This window comes from Nonomuraea sp. NPDC052634 (genome assembly GCF_040678535.1).
Classification (GTDB): Bacteria; Actinomycetota; Actinomycetes; order Streptosporangiales; family Streptosporangiaceae; genus Nonomuraea; species Nonomuraea fastidiosa.
Window position 1 is genome coordinate 512,517 of the sequence record NZ_JBFATY010000002.1, and the last position, 18,301, is coordinate 530,817.

The 18,301-nt window shown below is 69.6% G+C and carries 14 protein-coding genes, 1 tRNA gene and 1 riboswitch; of the genes, 6 read left to right on the top strand and 9 right to left on the bottom strand.

Features of this window, described 5'->3' with window-relative positions:
- Positions 1-17: 17 nt before the first annotated feature.
- Positions 18-89, bottom strand: a tRNA-Gln gene (locus AB0K67_RS15010).
- A gap of 164 nt (positions 90-253) precedes the next feature.
- On the opposite strand from AB0K67_RS15010, the gene AB0K67_RS15015 reads away from it, so the two are divergent.
- Entirely contained in the window at positions 254-2,224 is a 1,971-nt protein-coding gene (locus AB0K67_RS15015; RefSeq protein WP_364058953.1) for a M3 family metallopeptidase, read from the top strand.
- A gap of 88 nt (positions 2,225-2,312) precedes the next feature.
- Here AB0K67_RS15015 and gltX read toward each other — a convergent pair whose 3' ends face one another.
- Both gltX and AB0K67_RS15025 read right to left on the bottom strand, forming a co-directional pair.
- The gene (gene gltX / locus AB0K67_RS15020; RefSeq protein ID WP_364058956.1) at positions 2,313-3,686 is read right to left on the bottom strand and encodes a glutamate--tRNA ligase; all 1,374 of its coding nucleotides are present in this window, start codon (positions 3,684-3,686) and stop codon (positions 2,313-2,315) included.
- Positions 3,679-4,455 carry a fumarylacetoacetate hydrolase family protein gene (locus AB0K67_RS15025; protein ID WP_364058959.1) on the bottom strand — a complete coding sequence of 259 codons (777 nt, stop codon included), beginning with the start codon at positions 4,453-4,455 and terminating at the stop codon, positions 3,679-3,681. The genes gltX and AB0K67_RS15025 overlap by 8 nt, the downstream gene beginning before the upstream one ends.
- A 265-nt stretch (positions 4,456-4,720) precedes the next feature.
- Between AB0K67_RS15025 and AB0K67_RS15030 the strand changes: the two genes are divergently transcribed.
- Complete coding sequence (locus tag AB0K67_RS15030) at positions 4,721-5,104, top strand: antibiotic biosynthesis monooxygenase (protein ID WP_364058962.1); 384 nt, start codon at positions 4,721-4,723, stop codon at positions 5,102-5,104.
- A gap of 211 nt (positions 5,105-5,315) precedes the next feature.
- On the opposite strand, the gene AB0K67_RS15035 is transcribed toward AB0K67_RS15030, so the two are convergent.
- Positions 5,316-5,912, bottom strand: coding sequence for an HD domain-containing protein (locus AB0K67_RS15035; RefSeq protein ID WP_364058965.1), 597 nt, complete (start codon positions 5,910-5,912; stop codon positions 5,316-5,318).
- A 281-nt stretch (positions 5,913-6,193) separates the two neighbouring features.
- Here AB0K67_RS15035 and AB0K67_RS15040 point away from each other — a divergent pair, with 281 nt between their 5' ends.
- Positions 6,194-7,750 carry a heparinase II/III family protein gene (locus tag AB0K67_RS15040; RefSeq protein ID WP_364058968.1) on the top strand — a complete coding sequence of 519 codons (1,557 nt, stop codon included), beginning with the start codon at positions 6,194-6,196 and terminating at the stop codon, positions 7,748-7,750.
- A gap of 148 nt (positions 7,751-7,898) precedes the next feature.
- On the opposite strand, the gene cimA is transcribed toward AB0K67_RS15040, so the two are convergent.
- Both cimA and AB0K67_RS15050 read right to left on the bottom strand, forming a co-directional pair.
- A complete protein-coding gene (gene cimA, locus AB0K67_RS15045; protein ID WP_364058971.1) occupies positions 7,899-9,473 on the bottom strand; it encodes a citramalate synthase in 1,575 nt (524 codons plus the stop codon).
- Positions 9,474-9,708: 235 nt separating this feature from the next.
- A complete protein-coding gene (locus AB0K67_RS15050) occupies positions 9,709-10,353 on the bottom strand; it encodes a thioredoxin domain-containing protein (protein ID WP_364058974.1) in 645 nt (214 codons plus the stop codon).
- 146 nt (positions 10,354-10,499) lie between these two features.
- Here AB0K67_RS15050 and AB0K67_RS15055 point away from each other — a divergent pair, with 146 nt between their 5' ends.
- Positions 10,500-11,483 (top strand): aldo/keto reductase, encoded by a 984-nt coding sequence (locus tag AB0K67_RS15055; protein ID WP_364058977.1) that lies wholly within the window; start codon positions 10,500-10,502, stop codon positions 11,481-11,483.
- 83 nt (positions 11,484-11,566) lie between these two features.
- Here AB0K67_RS15055 and AB0K67_RS15060 read toward each other — a convergent pair whose 3' ends face one another.
- Entirely contained in the window at positions 11,567-12,664 is a 1,098-nt protein-coding gene (locus AB0K67_RS15060) for a branched-chain amino acid aminotransferase (protein WP_364058980.1), read from the bottom strand.
- Positions 12,665-12,909: 245 nt separating this feature from the next.
- Positions 12,910-13,956, bottom strand: a complete 1,047-nt coding sequence (locus AB0K67_RS15065; protein WP_364058983.1) for a 3-isopropylmalate dehydrogenase — start codon at positions 13,954-13,956, stop codon at positions 12,910-12,912.
- A 99-nt stretch (positions 13,957-14,055) separates the two neighbouring features.
- Positions 14,056-14,197: riboswitch (cyclic di-AMP (ydaO/yuaA leader) on the top strand.
- Between the two features lie 213 nt (positions 14,198-14,410).
- On the opposite strand from AB0K67_RS15065, the gene AB0K67_RS15070 reads away from it, so the two are divergent.
- Positions 14,411-14,815: a C40 family peptidase gene (locus AB0K67_RS15070; RefSeq protein ID WP_364058986.1), complete on the top strand. Its 405-nt coding sequence runs from the start codon at positions 14,411-14,413 to the stop codon at positions 14,813-14,815.
- Between the two features lie 670 nt (positions 14,816-15,485).
- On the opposite strand, the gene serA is transcribed toward AB0K67_RS15070, so the two are convergent.
- A complete protein-coding gene (gene serA / locus AB0K67_RS15075; RefSeq protein ID WP_364058989.1) occupies positions 15,486-17,075 on the bottom strand; it encodes a phosphoglycerate dehydrogenase in 1,590 nt (529 codons plus the stop codon).
- A 360-nt stretch (positions 17,076-17,435) separates the two neighbouring features.
- Here serA and AB0K67_RS15080 point away from each other — a divergent pair, with 360 nt between their 5' ends.
- Positions 17,436-18,173, top strand: coding sequence for a hypothetical protein (locus AB0K67_RS15080; RefSeq protein WP_364058992.1), 738 nt, complete (start codon positions 17,436-17,438; stop codon positions 18,171-18,173).
- Positions 18,174-18,301: the final 128 nt, after the last annotated feature.

The window sequence follows — 18,301 nt, forward strand, 5'->3', positions numbered from 1 at the left end:
AGACATCCGTTCAGATGCTGGGGTACCAGGACTCGAACCTAGACTAACTGAACCAGAATCAGTCGTGCTGCCAATTACACCATACCCCACCGCTGCGATCTCCTCGCGGAGCGCGTTGGCGACGTCCGAAAGAATAGCCCAGCTCCGGGGCTAAGGCCAAAACGAATCCTCCGGCCCGCTCTGCGCTGCCCCACCGGACCCCCGGACGTGCCAAGCTGAAGGGGACAAAACACCACGTGGAGGAGCCCAAGCGTTGGCCGAGAATCCGTTCTTCGCCCCAAGCGATCTGCCCTACGAGCTGCCGCCCTTCGCCGAGATCCGGGAAGAGCACTACCTGCCCGCCTTCGAGCGCGGCATGGCGGAGCAGCTCGAGGAGGTCGAAGCCATCGCCGGCAGCAGCGAGCCGCCGACGTTCGAGAACACGATCACCGCGCTCGAACGGTCGGGCAGGATCCTCGACCGCACGACCACGGTCTTCTTCAGCGTCGCCTCGTCCAACACCACGGACGGCATCATGGAGATCGAGAAGCAGATCTCCCCGCAGCTGACCCGGCACAGCGACGCGATCCTGCTCAACAGGCGGCTGTGGGAGCGCATCAAGCAGGTCACCACCGACGACCCCGAGGAGTCGTGGCTGCTGGAGAAGTACCGCCAGGACTTCATCAGGGCCGGCGCCGACCTGTCGGAGCCCCAGCAGGAGCGCCTGCGCGAGCTCAACGAGGAGCTGTCGCGGCTGTCCACCGAGTTCGCGCAGAGCCTGCTCAAGGCCACTACGGAGTCGGCCCTGGTCGTGACCGACCCCAAGGAGCTGGACGGGTTCGACGAGGCCAAGATCGAATCGCTGCGGAAGGACGACGGCACGTACGTCCTGCCGCTGCTGAACTTCACCGCCCAGCCGGGCCTGTCCCAGCTCACCGACCGTGACGTGCGCCGCCGCCTGTACGAGCTGAGCGTCGGCCGCGCCCCCGGCAACTTCGCGATCGCGGCCAAGATGGCGGCGCTGCGGGCCGAGCGGGCGGCGCTGCTCGGCTTCCCCAACCACGCCGCGTACGTGGTCGCCGACCAGACCGCCAAGACCGTCGAAGCGGTCGAGGAGATGCTCGGCCAGCTCGTCGGCCCGGCCATGCGCAACGCGAAGAAGGAGGCCGAGGCGCTGGCGGAGCAGGCCGGGTTCCCGATCGAGCCGTGGGACTGGCCGTACTACACCGAGAAGGTGCGCCAGGCCCGCTACGACTTCGACGACGCGGCCATGCGGCCGTACTTCGAGCTCAACCGCGTCTACCGCGACGGCGTGTTCTTCGCGGCGACCAAGCTGTACGGCATCACCTTCACCGAGCGGCCCGACCTCGGCGGCTACCACCCCGACGTGACCGTGTTCGAGGTGTCGAACGAGGACGGCAGCCCGCTCGGCCTGTTCGTGCTCGACCCGTACGCCCGGCCGAACAAGCGCGGCGGCGCGTGGATGAACAACCTGGTGGACCAGTCGTTCCTGTTCGGCACGAAGCCGGTCGTGATGAACAACCTCAACGTCACCAAGCCGGCCTCGGGGCCGACGCTGCTGACGTACGACGAGGTGACCACCGCCTTCCACGAGTTCGGCCACGCGCTGCACGGGCTGTTCTCGCAGGTGCGCTACCCCCGCGTGTCGGGCACCAAGGTGCCGCGCGACTTCGTCGAGTACCCGTCGCAGGTCAACGAGATGTGGGCGACCTGGCCCGAGGTGCTGGCCAACTACGCCAAGCACCACGAGACGGGCGAGCCGATGCCGGCCGAGCTGGTCGAGAAGCTGAAGGCGGCCGAGACCTTCAACCAGGGCTTCAAGACCGTCGAATACCTGGCCGCCACGCTGCTCGACTGGGCCTGGCACAAGCTCGCGCCCGGCGAGACCGTGGAGGACCCCGAGGCGTTCGAGGCCGCAGCGCTGGAGGCCGCGGGGGTCGCGTACCCGTTGATCCGGCCGCGTTACCGGACCAACTACTTCGCGCACATCTTCTCCGGCGGCTACGCGGCCGGCTACTACTCCTACATCTGGAGCGAGGTGCTGGACGCCGAGAGCGTGGAGTGGTTCAAGGAGAACGGCGGGCTCACCCGGGCCAACGGCGACCACTTCCGCCGCGAGCTGCTGTCGAGGGGCGGCAGCCTCGACCCGCTGACGGCGTTCAAGAACTTCCGCGGGCGCGAGCCCGGCATCGGGCCGCTGCTCGCCCGCCGCGGCCTGGTCTAGAACGCGCCACGGCCGGTGCGGGGGTTCCGCCGCACCGGCCGTACGACGAGAGCCGTACTACGAGAGCCGTACTACGACAAAGGTGTGCTCAGCCGCGCAGGCGGGCCAGGGCGGCGCGCAGCCGCTCCTGCGTGCGCTCGCGGCCCAGCACCTCGATCGACTCGAACAGCGGCAGGCCGACCGTACGGCCGGTGACGGCCACGCGGACCGGCGCCTGCGCCTTGCCCAGCTTGAGCCCCTGGGCCGCGCCGACCTCCTCCAGCGCCTGCTTGAGCGACTCGGGGTCCCAGCTCACGGTCTCAAGCCGCTCGAGGTAGCCGGTGAGGATCTCCTCGGGGGCGTTCTTCATCGCCTTGTCCCACGACGCCTGGTCGAAGACGGGCTCGTCGAGGAAGAGGAAGTCGACGTTCTGCCGGATCTCCGACAGCACCGAGATGCGGGTCTGGGCCAGCGCGGCGACCTTGCTGAACAGCTCGCGGTCCCACGACGGGTCGAGGAAGGGCGCGCAGCGCTCCTCGAACGTCTCCAGCCGCAGCGCCCTGATGTACTCGCCGTTGAACGCGCGCAGCTTCTTCTCGTCGAAGAACGCGCTGGCGGAGTTGACGTTCTCCAGCCGGAACAGCGGCACCATCTCCGACCACGGCATGATCTCGCGGTCGTCGCCGGGGCCCCAGCCGAGCAGCATCAGGTAGTTGACCATCGCCTCGGCGAGGTAGCCCTCGTCGCGGTAGCTCTCCAGCGCCACCTTGTCGCGGCGCTTGGACAGCTTCTTGCGCTGCTCGTTGACGATGACCGGCAGATGGGCCCAGACCGGCGGGGTGGCGCCGAGCGCGGGCCACAGCAGCATCTGCTTGGCCGCGTTGCCGAGGTGCTCTTCGCCGCGTACGACGTGGGTGATGTTCTGGGTGATGTCATCGACCGCGTTGGCCAGCACGTAGAGGGGCGAGCCGTCGGAGCGGGCGATGACGAAGTCCTCCTGCGCCTCGTTGGGGAACTCGACGTTCCCGCGTACGAGGTCTTCCACGACCGTGACGCCCTCGTCGGGGGTGCGGAAGCGCACGGCGCCCTGCGTCAGGCCGCGCTCGCGGCAGTAGCCGTCGTAGCCGCGGTGCTCGGAGCCGGTGCGGGCGACCAGCGTCTCGCGGGTGCAGTCGCAGTAGTAGGCGCGGCCGTCGGCGAGCAGCTTGGCCACCGCCTCGCGGTGCTGCGGCTCGTACGCCGACTGGAAGTAGGGGCCTTCGAAGGCGGGGTTGGATCCGTTGATGCCGATCCAGTCGAGGGCGGAGATGATGCCCTCCGTCCACTCGGGACGGTTCCTCGACGCGTCGGTGTCCTCGATGCGCAGCACGAACCGGCCGCCCGACTGCAGGGCCAGCGCCCAGTTGAACAGCGCCGTACGCGCGCCGCCCACGTGAAACATGCCGGTTGGGGACGGCGCGAACCGCACCCGTACTTCAGTCACGGGAGACCACCTTGTTCGTGAGTGTGCCGATGCCTTCGATGCCGACGCTGACCTCGTCGCCGATCTGCAGGGGGCCGACGCCCGCCGGGGTGCCGGTCAGGATGACGTCGCCGGGGATCAGCGTCATGACCGCGCTGACGTACGCGACCAGCGCGGGGATGTCGTGAATGAGCTGGCTCGTACGGCCGCTCTGCCGGATCTCGCCGTTGACCGTGGTGGTCAGCGCGAGGTCGCTCGCGTCGAGATCGGTCTGGATCCACGGCCCGAGCGGGCAGAACGTGTCGAAGCCCTTGGCCCGGGTGAACTGCACGTCCTTCTTCTGCAGGTCGCGGGCCGTGACGTCGTTGGCGCACGTGTAGCCGAAGATGACGTCTTTGACGCGTTCGACCGGCACCTCGCGGCAGAGCCTGCCGATGACGACGGCCAGCTCGCCCTCATAGTCGACGCGGTCGGACAGCGACGTGGGGTAGGCGATGTTCTCGCCGTGACCGATCACCGAGGTGGACGGCTTCATGAAGATGAGCGGCTCTTCGGGCACCTCGTTGCCCAGCTCGGCCGCGTGCTCGGCGTAGTTTCTGCCGATGGCGACCACCTTGCTCGGCAGCATCGGGGCCAGCAGCTTCACCTGGGAGAGCGGGAACCGCTCGCCGGTGAACTGCACCTGGCCGAACGGGTGGCCGGAGATCGCGGAGACGAACTCCTCGCCTGGACCGCCCTCGACCACGCCGAACGAGACGCCTTCGCCTGTGGAGAACCTCGCTATACGCACCCGTCAAGGCTATCGCCGCCGCCGGAGGGGTCCGCCCACCTCGGGCGTTCGCTGCGCGTCGCGTCCCCTGAGCTGCGAAAGAGCCGCCACCCCGGTGGGTGCGCGACGCGCTGGGGCCTGACCGGGCACCGGAGGCGGCCCGCGTTAGCCTGGAGCCGCACCTGCGCCGCACCGTGCCGTGCGCTGAGTCGTTGCTGAGTCACTGCGCTGAGTCACTGGGCTGAGTCACTGCGCTGAGCCGTGCGCCGACGAGAGGGGACCTGCGATGTCCGTCGTGAAGATCAACGTACTGACCGTGCCCGCCGAGATGCGCGAGGAGCTCGAACGCCGCTTCGCCGGCCGGGCCGGGATGGTGGAGGCCGCCGACGGGTTCGAGTGGTTCGAGCTGCTGCGCCCGGTCGACGGCACCGACCGCTACCTCGTCTACACCCGCTGGCGCAGCGAGGAGGACTTCCAGAAGTGGCAGCAGGGCGAGGCGTTCCAGCGCGGCCACGCCCAGGCCGCCGGCGAGCGTCCCGCCGGCGCCGCCGGACACGGGCAGGGGCACGGTCATGGTCACGGGCAGGGGCACGGGCATGGCGGCCCGGCCGCGACCGGCTCGGAGGTGTGGAGCTTCGAGGTGGTCGAGAACGCGGGCCCCAAGGCGTAGCCCGGCCCTTCGTCCGCGAACGCCCGGCCCCGGGCCACTCGCCCGGCGAACACCCGGCCCCGGGCCACTCGCCCGCGAACACCCCGCTCCGGGCCACTCGCTCGCGAACGCCCGGCCCTGGGGCCCTCGCCGAGAGCCGAAAGCCGGGCGGGCCGAAAGCCGGGGCCCGAGGGCCGGGGCGAGTGCCAAGGGCCGGGGGCGGAGCCTGCGATCAGTCGTCGAGCGGGTTGCGGATGATCCGGTCCACGATGCCGTTGCGGACGAACCGGGCCGCGTAGCTCGACGGCTTGCGCGCGCCCTGGTCGGCGATGCAGACGCTGAACTCCTTCGCGATCTCCAGCCTCGGATAGCGCTCCAGCGCCTCCGCGCGCACGCGGGCCGGGATCCTATCGGTGTCACGGCCCGAGATGTCCATGCCCGTGGACAGTTCGAGCAGGTGCCCTTCGGGGTCCTCGTCCACGGGCACCTCGTCCCACATGTGCCGGACGATGACCTCGGCGACCCGGTCGCGCCGCTCCGGCGACCAGCCGGCACCCGCGCAAAACGCCCAGGCCACGTGCCCGCCGGCCTCCTCGTACGGCACCGCGTGGCTGTCGTACTCGGCGGCCAGGCCGATGTCGTGCAGCATCGCCGCCACGTACAGCAGCTCCGCGTCGAAGGCGATGGCGTTGTCCTGGGCGTAGGCCGCCGCCCAGAGGTAGGCACGTATGGAGTGGTTGAGCAGCGAGGGCGTGTGGTAGCGGGTGGCCACTTCGAGCGCGCCCCGGCACGCGGGCGTGTCGGGCATCACCAGGTCGTCGAGTTTCACATGGACCAGCATGCCCTGCCGGCCGGCCGCTGAGGATTGTGGCGGGGCATCGGGGACCTAACGAAACGGCCATTCGGCTTGACCCTATGATCGTCGTTTCGAAAGCATGTCCCGCCCTCACCTTTTTGTCCCTGGAAGGAACTGGCGTGCGCCGGCTCGCGATACCTCTTGCCTTAACGCTCGTACTCGGTGCCTCGGTATGCCCGGCACAGGCAGCGACGCAGACGGCGACGACGGCGGACACTACGGGGGGCACTACGGGGGGCGCGGCAGGCGACAAGGTGGCCCGCACCGCCGAGTGCCAGGGCGACTGGCTGCCCGCCACGCCGACCGCCGAGGACGTCATGAAGGGCGAGATCTCGCTGGTCGGGCTGCCCGCGTACAAGCTGGGCAAGAAGATCAAGTGGACGGCGAGCCCGTACCGCAACCGCTCCTGGGAGTACGTCTTCCAGTCGCTGCGCTGGATGGGCACGCTCGTCGTGGAGTACGAGAACACCGGCGAGCAGCGCTACCTCGACCGCGCCACCGAGATCGCCAAGGACTGGGTGGCGCGCAACAAGTACGGCGCCCGCGGCACCCCCTCGTACGTGTGGAAGGACCACCCGGTCTCGCTGCGCACCCAGCCGCTGCTCTGCCTGAGCAGGCATGTGAAGGCGAGCTGGCTGAAGGACAGCCTGGCCGTGCATGCCAAGCTCCTGGCGAACCCGCGGCTGTACAAGAAGGGCCACAACCACGGCATCGACCAGGACATCGCGCTCATGGGCATCGGCTGCCGCTACGGCCGTAAGGACTGGGCGAACCTGGCCGTCAAGCGGCTGACCGGCACCGTCAAGCTCGACGTGGACGCGCAGGGCGCGCTGATGGAGCAGGCGCCGCGCTACGCCGTCTACGTCTACGGCCGCCTCCAGGTCGCGATGAGCAATATGAAGGCGTGCGGCCGCAAGGTGCCCGGCACGATCTCGAAGCGGGCCGAGGCGCTGAAGGACTTCATCGCGCACGCCACCATGCCCAACGGCTACATGGTGCCGATCGGCGACGGCAGCGCGGAGACCGAGCCCAAGATGGAGACGGGCACGCCGAAGCAGAAGGTCAAGGCGTACCGGGCCGGTTACGTCTTCGGCCGCACCAAGTGGGACGAGCCCGAGTCGGCGTACTACTCGATCAGGTTCGGCCCAGGCATGAAGTGGCACGGCCACGAGGACCACCTGGGCGTCACCTACTACGCGCAGGGCCGCGACATCCTCATGGACGGCGGCTTCCACTCCTACGAGAAGAGCTCCTACCGCTACTGGACGCTCTCCCCCGAGGCGCACAACGTGCCGACCGTGGTGGGCGCCAAGTTCCGCCCGCGCACGGCGAGCAAGCTCGTCAAGACCTCGTACGGCAGCGACCGCCAGGCGTTCCGGCTGACCGACAAGGCGTACGGGGTGAGCAGGACCAGGTCGGTGCTGGTGAACCACGACGACGACCTGATGGCGGTCTACGACACGGCGTCGGGCGGCAAGAAGGTCCGCAACATCTGGCGCTTCGCCCCCTCGCTCAAGCTCGTCTCGAAGGAGCGCGGCAAGGTGGTGCTGGGCGACGGCAAGTTCAGGGTGACGCTGCTGCAGTTCACGGCGTCCTGCTCCCGGCTCGGCGGGCAGAAGGTCGAGCGGGGCGGCAAGCTCGGCTGGGTGTCGCCGACGTACCTGTCGAAGGAGCGGGCCAACGTGGTGGTCTCGCCGGCGGCGAAGTCGGTGCTGACGGTGATCGTGCCGGGCACGGACGCGCCCAAGGTGTCGTGCTCGGGCGGCAAGGTCAAGGTGAACGGGGTGTCGTTCTCGGCCAAGGTGCTTTAGAGGCCGAGCACCGACGAGACCGAGCCCTATGAGACCGGGCCCACCAGACCGGGCCCCACCAGACCGGGCCCTACGAGATCGGGCCCTACGAGATCGGGCGCTGTTGGACCGGGCCCCCTTCGCGGGGGCCCGATGCCGAAAGAGCCGGTCAGCAGTCGTGACCGGCGCGCAGCAGCCCGTACGTGACCGCCTGCTCCAGCGCCTGCCAGGAGGCGTCGATGATGTTCTCCGCCACCCCGACCGTGGCCCATTCGGAGACGTCGTCGCTTGAGGTGATGAGGACGCGGGTGACGGCGTCGGTGCCGTGAGTGCCCTCCAGGATGCGGACCTTGTAGTCGACCAGCTCCAGCTTGGCCAGCTCGGGGTAGAGCCGTTCGAGCGCGAGGCGTACGGCCTTGTCGAGGGCGTTGACGGGGCCGTTGCCCTCGCCGGTGGCGACGATGCGCTCGCCCTTGGCGTGGAGCTTGACGGTGGCCTCGCTGACCAGCTCGCCGCCCTTGGTGCGCTCGACGATGACCCGCCACGACTCGACCTCGAAGTGGCGCTTGCGCTCGCCCTCGACGGTGTCGCGCAGCAGCAGCTCGAAGGAGGCGTCGGCGGCCTCGAACGTGAAGCCGCGGGCCTCGAGGTCCTTGACCCGCTCGACGAGCGTCTTGGTGTCGTCGGGGGTCAGCTCGTAGCCCAGCTCGCGGCCCTTCAGCTCGACGGAGGCGCGACCGGCCATGTCGGAGACGAGCATGCGCATGTCGTTGCCGACCAGGGCCGGGTCGATGTGCTGGTAGAGGTTGGGATCGACCTTGATGGCGCTGGCGTGCAGGCCGGCCTTGTGGGCGAAGGCGGAGGTGCCGACGTACGGGGCGTGGGAGTTGGGGGTGACGTTGGTCACCTCGGTGATGGCGTGCGCGATGCGGGTCATCTCGGCCAGCGACTGCTCGGGCACGAGGTCGTAGCCGCGCTTGAGCTGGAGGTTGGCGACGACGGTGAAGAGGTTGGCGTTGCCGGAGCGCTCGCCGTAGCCGTTGGCGCAGCCCTGTACGTGGGTGGCGCCCGCCTTGACCGCGGCCAGGGTGTTGGCGACGGCGCAGCCGGTGTCGTCGTGGCAGTGGATGCCGACCCTGGCGCTGGTCTGCACGGCCTCGTGCACGATCTCGGCCAGCTCGTCGGGCAGCATGCCGCCGTTGGTGTCGCACAGGGCGATGACGTCGGCCCCGGCTTCGGCGGCGGTCCTGACGACCTCCAGCGCGTACGCTGGGTTGGACTTGTAGCCGTCGAAGAAGTGCTCGGCGTCGAGGAAGACGCGCTGACCCTCCGCACGAAGGTGAGTGACCGTATCGCGGATCATCGCGAGGTTCTCCTGGAGAGTCGTGCGGAGGGCCAGCTCCACGTGCCGGTCGTGGCTCTTGGCGACAAGGGTCACGACCGGCGCGCCGGATTCGCGCAAGGCGGCCACCAGAGGGTCGTCCGCGGCCTTCACGCCTGCCCGGCGGGTCGCGCCGAACGCGGCGAGTTGCGCGTGCTTCAGGTCCAGCTCTGTTCGAGCGCGCCTGAAGAACTCGGTGTCCTTGGGGTTGGCGCCCGGCCAGCCCCCTTCGATGAAGCCGACGCCCAGGCTGTCCAGGTGACGTGCGACGGCGAGCTTGTCGGCGACGGTGAGGTTGAGCCCTTCCTGCTGTGCGCCGTCGCGTAGCGTCGTGTCGTAGACGTGGAAGCGGTCGTCGGCCATGAGTCTCTTCTCTCTGCGGGTGCTTCTCTGTCGAGGGCGAAGGGTCGGTTGTCCGGGAAAACAAAAAGACCCCTCACGGACGTGAGAGGTCTGCGCGCTGGCGGTGTCCCGTTTCAGCCAGCGCGCCTGCCGATAATGAGCAGACCGTAGAACATGGTGCCGTCCAGTGTGCCACATGGATTCACCATCTGGCACACCGATCTCACTCCTTGGGACACGGCAGGGAGGGGGACGGTCACACCCGGACGCCGCCACCGTCCGTGATCAGACGCTCCAGCGCGACCGGGTCGAAGACCTCGCCGCCCAGGATCCGGCCGTCGAGCAGCACGGTCGGCGTGCCCTCCAGCGGGATCTTGGCCGTCTCCGCCAGGTGCTCGTCCGCGTACGTCTGCGACTCCACGCACGCGTCCACCGAGGCGCCCGCCTTCCTCGCCGCCGCCACGAGCTCCTCCACCGTGAAGCCCGAGGCCACGCCGTGCGGGGCGGGCTGCATGGCGTACAGGGCGTCTCTGAAGGCCAGCCAGTTCTGCTCCGGCACGCAGCGCGCGGCCGCGGCGGCACGGATGGAGTTGGACCGCATCGGCTCGTCACGGAAGATCGTCACCGCGTGGAAGACGACCTTCACCTTGCCCTCCCTGGCCAGGCGCTGGATCGTCGCGTCGACCCTGTTGTGCATGTCCTTGCACACCGGGCAGTCGAAATCCTCGAACACGTCGAGCACCGGGGCGTCGCTGCCCAGGTCCGCCAGGATCATCGAGCCGTCCGCCTGCCTGGTCAGCTCCACCCCGTCGGACGACACGCCGGGCCGGGCGAAGGCCAGCACCCCGAGTACGGCGATCGCCGCGAAGGCCGCCGCTACCGCCATCAACCGCTTCCTCATGAGCCCACTCTCACCTTTATTCGATCGCGCAGACCCTACCGGAAGCGGTGACAACGCCCATCACACGCGTAGCCGGTCGGCGCGGCGGGCAGTGTGGTTCTCAGGGGTCGTCCTCAGGGGACACGGCAGGTGTGCAAGGGGGGATCATGCGGTACGTGACACTCGGCCGCGACGGGCCGGCGGTCTCGGCGCTGGGCTTCGGCGCGATGACGCTGGCGCCCAGGGTCTACGGCGACGTGAGCGAGCCTGAGGCCACGCAGGCGCTCCTGGCCGCCCTGGATGCGGGCGTCACGTTCGTCGACACCGCCGACATCTACGGCGCCGGGCACAGCGAGACCCTGATCGGGCGGGTGCTGCGGGGCCGGCGGGACGAGGTGGTGCTGGCCACGAAGTTCGGCGGCAACTCCGACGAGCAGGGCAGGCTGGTGCCGGGCATGGGCCGGCCCGAGTACGTACGCAGGGCGCTGGAGGCCAGCCTCGACCGCCTCCGTACCGATCATGTGGATCTGTACTATCTGCACAGGCTCGACCCCACGACGCCGATCGAGGAGACGATGGGCGCGCTGGCCGAGCTGGTGCAGGCAGGGTCGATCCGCTACATCGGCCTGTCGGAGGTGTCGGCGCGGACGCTGCGCCGCGCCTGCGCCGTCCATCAGGTCACCGCCCTGCAGAGCGAGTACTCGCTGTTCCACCGCTACCCGGAGCAGGACGTCATCCCGGCCTGCGACGAGCTGGGTGTGGGGTTCGTCGCCTACAGCCCGCTCGGGCGCGGCCTGCTCGGCGGCGCGATCCGCGGCCGGGACTCGCTGGAGGACGGCGACTGGCGCAGGGGCAACCCGCGCTTCGCCGAGGGCAACGTGGACCGCAACGTGGAGCTGACCGACGCCGTGGCGGGCTTCGCGGCCGAGCTGGAGCTGCCGGTGGCGCAGCTCGCGCTGGCCTGGCTCGTGCGCCGCGGGACCGTGCCGATCCCGGGGACCCGCCGGGCGGAGAACGCGCGGTCCAACGCCGCGGCCGCCGACGTCTTCCTCGATGAGGAGACGGTGCGGCGGCTCGAGGCGCTGGTGCCGCCGGGCGCGGTGGCCGGTGAGCGGGGGAACGCCGCCTACCTGGCCAACCTCGACACCTGACGCCGCACGCGGAGACGTCGCCCTGGCCGGCCCCGCCACCTCGCCGGGCTCGGTGCTCGCCGGCCGCGCCCGCCGCCGGGGGTTCAGGCGATCTTGTGGATCCAGTTGTGGGTGTCGGGGCGGGCGCCGTACTGGATGCCGACCAGCTCCTCGCGCACCCGCATGGTGATCGGGCCAGGGGTGCCGTCGCCGACCGTCCAGGAGCGGTCGGCGCCCTTGACCGAGCCGACCGGCGTCACCACGGCCGCGGTGCCGCAGGCGAACACCTCGGTCAGCTCGCCGCTCTCGCAGCCGGCCTGCCACTCGTCCACGCTGATCAGCCGCTCCTCGGTCTCCAGGCCGAGGTCGCCGGCGAGCTGGAGGATCGAGTCACGGGTGATGCCGGGCAGCAGCGTGCCGGTGAGCGCGGGGGTGACGAGCTTGCCGCCGATGACGAAGAACAGGTTCATCCCGCCCATCTCCTCGACGTAGCGGTGCTCGTGCGCGTCGAGCCAGACGACCTGGTCGCAGCCGTTCTCGACGGCCTGCCGCTGCGCCACGAAGGCCGCGGCGTAGTTGCCGCCGCACTTGGCGAAGCCGGTGCCGCCGGGCGCGGCCCTGGTGTACTCGGTGGACAGCCAGACGGAGACGGGCTTGATGCCGCCGGTGAAGTAGGAGGCCGCGGGCGAGGCGATGACCATGTACCGGTAGGTCTTCGACGGCCAGTTGACGCCCAGCCCGACCTGCGTGGCGATCATGAAGGGGCGCAGGTAGAGGCTGTGCCCCTCGGTGGTGGGCACCCACTCTTTGTCGGTGTCGACGAGCAGCTCGAGCGACTCGACGAACGTCTCCTCCGGCAGCTCGGGCATGGCCATGCGCTGGGCCGAGCGGTTGAAGCGGCGGGCGTTGGCGTACGGGCGGAACATCACGATCGAGCCGCCCGCCTGCCGGTACGCCTTGAGGCCCTCGAACAGTTCTTGGGCGTAGTGGAAGACCGCAGTGGCGGGGTCGAGGGTGAGCGGCCCGTACGGCGTGAGCCGCGCGTCGTGCCAGCCCCGGCCCTCGGTGTAGTCGATCGAGACCATGTGATCGGTGAAGATCTGCCCGAAACCCGGGTTCGCCAGTACCTGCTCCCGCTCGGCCGCGGTGCGAGCGTGGTCGGATAGCTGCACGTCGAAGCTGAGCTTCTGAGCGACGGTCATGACGACGATCCTTCTCTCTGCGATCTACCGAAATCTAACGGAACTGCCCGCCGGCTGCGGTTCTGCGCGGCCGCCGCAGGGCGGCCGCGCCGGAAGGCAGTCCGTCCTTCCTATTGTCTCGCTATATGGGATGGCAAGGGGTCAATGGTGCATTAAGCGCACTTTCCCCCTGGTGCTGGGGACACCAAAAAGCGCCCGGCAGTCCTCCTAGGGCCGCCGGGCGCTCGTGAATCGGCTAGGCGACCCTAGCCGGCTACTCGCGCGGTGATGTCGTCGCCGATCTGCTGCGTGCTGCGCGGGGCGGCACCCTCAGCACGCGCCGCGATGTCGGCGGCGACGGCCTGCTCCACCTTGGCCGCCTCGGCGCTCAGGCCGAGGTGGTCGAGGAGCATGGCGACGGACAGGATGGTCGCGGTCGGGTCGGCCTTGCCCTGGCCGGCGATGTCGGGCGCACTGCCGTGGACGGGCTCGAACATGCTGGGCGCGGCGCCGGTGGGGTTGATGTTGCCGCTGGCGGCCAGGCCGATGCCGCCCGCGATGGCGGCGCCGAGGTCGGTGATGATGTCGCCGAAGAGGTTGTCGGTGACCACCACGTCGAAGCGCTCGGGCTGGGTGACGAAGAACATCGAGGCGGCGTCGATGTGGGAGTAGTCGACGCTGACCTCGGGGTATTCGGCGGCCACGCGGTTGACCGTACGCTGCCACAGGTCGCCCGCGTAGGTGAGGACGTTCGTCTTGTGGACGAGCGTGAGCTTCTTGCGAGGGCGCGACTGCGCCTTGTCGAAGGCGTAGCGCACCACGCGCTCGACGCCGTAGGCGGTGTTGAGCGACTCCTGGGTGGCGATCTCGTGCGGGGTGCCGCGCCGCATGGCGCCGCCGGTGCCGGCGTAGAGGCCCTCGGTGCCCTCGCGGACGACGATCATGTCGATGTTCTCGGGCGGCGTGTCGGCCAGCGGGGTGCGCACGCCGGGGAACAGCTTGACCGGACGCAGGTTGACGTAGTGGTCGAACTCGAACCGCAGCCGAAGCAGCAGGTCGCGCTCCAGGATGCCGGGCGGCACGCTGGGGTCACCGACGGCGCCGAGCAGGATGGCGTCGTAGCCGCGCAGCTCCTGGAGCACCGAGTCGGGCAACGTCTCGCCGGTGCGGTGATAGCGTGCGGCGCCCAGGTCATAGTGGGTGGGCTCGATCTTCGTGCCCACCGCCTCCAGGACCTTGAGTCCTTCTGCGACGACCTCGGTGCCGATGCCGTCACCGGGGATGACAGCCAAGCGGATGTTACGCGACTCCATGGGCGGTACCTTACCGGCTCGTCTCGACTGACGAACACATCATCTCACTGTCCGGACGTCCGATTTTAGACGTATTGCGACCTTTTGACCGTTTCGTTAGAGTCCGTCAGGCCTAATCCACGCAGCAGCTGCGTGGAGCCGGGGACCCAACCTCCCCCAGGGGCGAATCGGCGCACGCCGTAGGGCTGCCTTCCAGGCCCGAGCCCGTCAGCTAACCCGGTCGGCCGCATGGAAGGACAGACCCCTGTCTCGCATCGCCATCGCCCTGGCAGGCGTCGCCGCCGGGCTCATCGCACTCCCCTCTCCGGCCTTCGCCGACCCCGGCGAGAGCCGCGACCCCGCCGGCCCGGACACGAGCCCGGCCGGCTCGATCACCCTCACCGGTCCTCAGGTCAAGCGCATCCTGGAGAAGCGCCGGCCTAGGCCCGCCTGGAAGGTCGCGCTCAAGTTCGCCATGCGCCAGCGCGGCACCCCGTACGTGTGGGGCGGCACCGGCAACGGCGGCTACGACTGCTCCGGGCTGATGCTCAGGGCGTACAGGAAGGCGGGGATCCACCTGCCGCGTACCGCCGCCGAGCAGTACCACGCGTTCTCAAGAAAGATCGGATGGAACCAGCTCAAGCCCGGTGACCTGGTCTTCTTCAGCGGCCTCGGTCACGTGGGCATGATCTCCAAGCCCGGATACATGGTGCACGCGCCACGTTCAGGCGACGTGGTGAAGGAGGAGAAGCTCTCCGAGTGGCGCCGTCAGGCGTTCGTCGGCGCGGTCAGACCGGATCCCAAGGGCGTCCGCCAGTGGGCCAAGGTGCTCGAACGGCGCAAGGAACCCGCACCGCCGATGCTCACCGCCACCCTCTGAACCTCACCCCTGCGACCACCGGACCACACCCATGAACTCCGGCCGCACTCCGGCGACGACCGGCCCCGTGCGACCAGCGCGGGGCCGCTCGTACTCACCTGCTCTGGGGGGCTCCGCCGTTGTCGCGCCGGTCCAGGGCCATCTGGACGGCCTCGGTGGCCTCGTCCTCGTGGTCCTCGGCACGGTTGTAGGCATACATCTCGTACATGTGACTCATCTCGCTTCGCGGACGCGTTCCTGAAAGAGAGGGGGAAGCCGGGCTCCGGTCGCGAGCCCGATCGGGCCTGATCTCGTGGTCCGGGTTGCGGACCGGGCGAAGGGACTTAACGGCCGACACATGCGCCGCTCACCGCGGCGGGTATGTCGACCTGCCCTAACAGGCCCCGCCGCGGCAGGTAATGAGTACGAGAACCTGGCGCATCACCGGCTACAGTACCCGAGGATGAAGCTTGGATGTCCTACTATCTCGCATCCTGAGACGGAAAAGGGCCGCCACCCGAAACGGGTGACGGCCCTTCGCAGGTCAAAGGGGTATTGACCCCAAGCCGGCCGGCCGAAAGGCGCGGCCCTCCGGATCAACCGGGGGCCCGCCCCGTCCGCCCGGCCGGGCTCAGGCTCAGTCCTCCGGATCAACCGGGGGCCCGGCCCATCCGCCCGGCCGGGCTCAGGCTCAGTCCTCCAGGTCGACCGAGCGGCCGCTCTCGGCGCCGATCTCGGCGCCGATCTGCTCGACCACGTCGGCCGGGATCGCCGAGTCGACGGTCAGCGCGATGAGCGCCTTGCCGCCCTTGACGTCGCGGGCCACCTGCATCGAGGCGATGTTGATGCCGTGCTCGCCGAGCAGCCGGCCGACCACGCCGACGATGCCGGGGCGGTCGGTGTAGGTGAAGAAGCACAGGTGGGCCGTCGGCTCGATCTCCATCTCGTAGCCGTTGACCTCGACGATCTTGGTGATCTGGCGCGGCCCGGACAGCGTGCCCGAGACCGAGACCGTGCGGCCGTCGGCCAGCACGCCGCGCACGGTGACGACGTTGCGCCAGTCGGGGCTCTCGGAGCTGGTGACCAGCTCGACGTTGATGCCGCGGTCCTTGGCCAGCAGCGGCGCGTTGACGTAGGTGACCTGCTCCTCCACCACGTCGGTGAAGACGCCCTTGAGCGCGGCCAGCTCGATCACCCGGACGTCCTGGGAGGCGATCTCGCCGCGCACCTCGACGTCGAGCTTGGTGGCCACCTCGCCGGCCAGCGCGGTGAAGACCCGGCCCAGCTTCTCGGCCAGCGGCAGGCCCGGCTTGACGTCCTCGGCGACCACGCCGCCCTGGACGTTGACCGCGTCGGGCACGAACTCGCCCGCCAGCGCCAGCTTCACGCTCCGCGCCACCTGGGTGCCGGCCTTCTCCTGGGCCTCGTGGGTGGAGGCGCCGAGGTGCGGCGTGACGACGACCTGGTCGAGCTCGAAGAGCGGGCTGTCGGTGCACGGCTCCTTGGCGAAGACGTCCAGACCGGCCCCCGCGACCCGGCCCTCCTTGATCGCCGCGTAGAGCGCACCCTCGTCGACGATGCCGCCGCGGGCCACGTTGATGATCCGCACGTTGGGCTTGACCTGGTGCAGCTCGCGGTCGCCGATGAGCCCGATGGTCTCCTTGGACTTGGGCAGGTGGACGGTGATGAAGTCAGCCTGCTTGAGCACCTCTTCGAGGCTGACGAGCCGGACGCCCATCTGCGCGGCGCGGGCCGGCGGGAGGTAGGGGTCGTAGGCGATCAGCTCGACGCCGAACGGCGCCAGCCGCTGGGCCACGAGCTGACCGATCTTGCCGAGACCGAGGATGCCGACGGTCTTGCCGTCCAGCTCGACACCGGTGTACTTCGAGCGCTTCCACTCGCCGTTCTTCAGCGCGGCGTGCGCCTGGGGCGTGTTGCGCGCGCTGGCCAGGATCAGCGCGATGGTCTGCTCGGCGGCGCTGGTGATGTTGGAGGTCGGAGCGTTGACGACCATGACACCGGCCTTGGTGGCCGCCTCGACGTCGACGTTGTCGAGACCGACCCCCGCGCGGGCGACCACGCGCAGCTTGGGCGCCGCGGCGATGGCCTCCGCGTCGACCTGAGTGGCGGAGCGGACGATGAGCGCGTCAACGTCGGCGAGGGCGGGCAGCAGCTGGGAACGGTCGGCGCCGTCGGTGTGGCGGACCTCGAAATCGGCGCCGAGAACGGCGAGACCGGCCTCGGACAGCTCCTCTGCGACCAGAACGACGGGCTTGTTCACTGGTGTGGATCCTTAAGGCAAGGCGGGCTGGGGGAGGGACACGTCCACGGATCCCCCCCGGCGGTCCCACAGAGTCTATCGGGCGCTTGTGAACGCGTTCACGAGGGACTCACGATGTGAGACGCGGACCTGAGTACCCACCAGGCGGCAAAGTCATCCACGCGGCTCCCATCTTTGTCTTGATCGGGAGATTTATTCGCCGTTAGCCTGATAAGCCGTGGCCGACTACCTATGGTGCGTCATATGAGCATCGGGAATCCTGCGCTTGCCGACGTGCTCGCCCAGCATGGCACTCCTCACCGCCTCCTGGGCGCTCTTGCCGACGGTGGAGTCCTGGTGGCAGTGCGACCAGATCGTTCCGTGGTCCTCGGGACCACGCAAGTGGGTGACCGGGTGCTGCTGGGTTACACCAGCCCCGCCACCTATGCCCGGCACCGCGGCAGCCATTCCCTTTCGGCCTGCGACGCCGACACCATCCTGGACATCCAGCGCGTCACCGGGGTGCGCGAGATCGTGATCGACGCGGCCGGCCCAGCCGCCGCGGCCGTGCCCATCGAGGATCTGCACCGCTTCATCACCACGACGCGCACGGGACCCACACCCGTGCTGTCGGGTGCGGCTCCCGCCGCCTACGCCACGGGCGCGATGGCCACCGTGTCACGCGGCGCCGCGCTGGCCCAGGTGGCTCCTCCCTCGCCCGAAGCGCCCGCGCTGCCGTGGGTGCCCGCTCCCCGCCCGCATCTGTCGGGGCCGATGCAGCAGGTGGACCCGGGCTACCGGCGGTGCACGCATCCGATCCTGCCCGCGCTGCGCAAGGCGATCGCGTACCTGCTGGTCGACTTCCCGCTCGTGCACCACGTGTGGATCAGCGAGGCCCGCACGGCCTCCGGCGCCACCGGGATCATGCTGCACGTCAAGGTGCACATGTCCGCGGCCGAGGACGTCGTACGCGACCTGCACCGCCTCGTGCGCGCCCGGCTGCCGCAGTTCGCCGCCTCCGGCGCGCCGATCCTGATGGCCAGGGTCGCCGACGCGCGAAGCGAGCGCCGCATGATCGAGATCGGCGCCCACGTCGTCTGCGCCAGCGTCAACGACTGACCGGCGGAGGGTCCGTTCCGCCCGGGCCCTCCCCCGCCGCGCCCTCACCGCAGCTCCCTCACCGCAGCGCCCTCACCGTTGGGACCGGGCTCGCGCCGACCGGCCACGCCCTCGCCGCACCGGGCCCT

What these genes read in the sequence shown, in the direction of transcription:
- AB0K67_RS15030 (WP_364058962.1), top strand. Translation starts at nt 4,721, where the DNA reads ATGTCCGTCGTGAAGATCAACGTACTGACCGTGCCCGCCGAGATGCGC.
- AB0K67_RS15070 (WP_364058986.1), top strand. Translation starts at nt 14,411, where the DNA reads ATGCGCCAGCGCGGCACCCCGTACGTGTGGGGCGGCACCGGCAACGGC.
- AB0K67_RS15060 (WP_364058980.1), bottom strand. Translation starts at nt 12,664, where the DNA reads ATGACCGTCGCTCAGAAGCTCAGCTTCGACGTGCAGCTATCCGACCAC.
- AB0K67_RS15065 (WP_364058983.1), bottom strand. Translation starts at nt 13,956, where the DNA reads ATGGAGTCGCGTAACATCCGCTTGGCTGTCATCCCCGGTGACGGCATC.
- cimA (WP_364058971.1), bottom strand. Translation starts at nt 9,473, where the DNA reads ATGGCCGACGACCGCTTCCACGTCTACGACACGACGCTACGCGACGGC.
- AB0K67_RS15055 (WP_364058977.1), top strand. Translation starts at nt 10,500, where the DNA reads ATGCGGTACGTGACACTCGGCCGCGACGGGCCGGCGGTCTCGGCGCTG.
- AB0K67_RS15050 (WP_364058974.1), bottom strand. Translation starts at nt 10,353, where the DNA reads ATGAGGAAGCGGTTGATGGCGGTAGCGGCGGCCTTCGCGGCGATCGCC.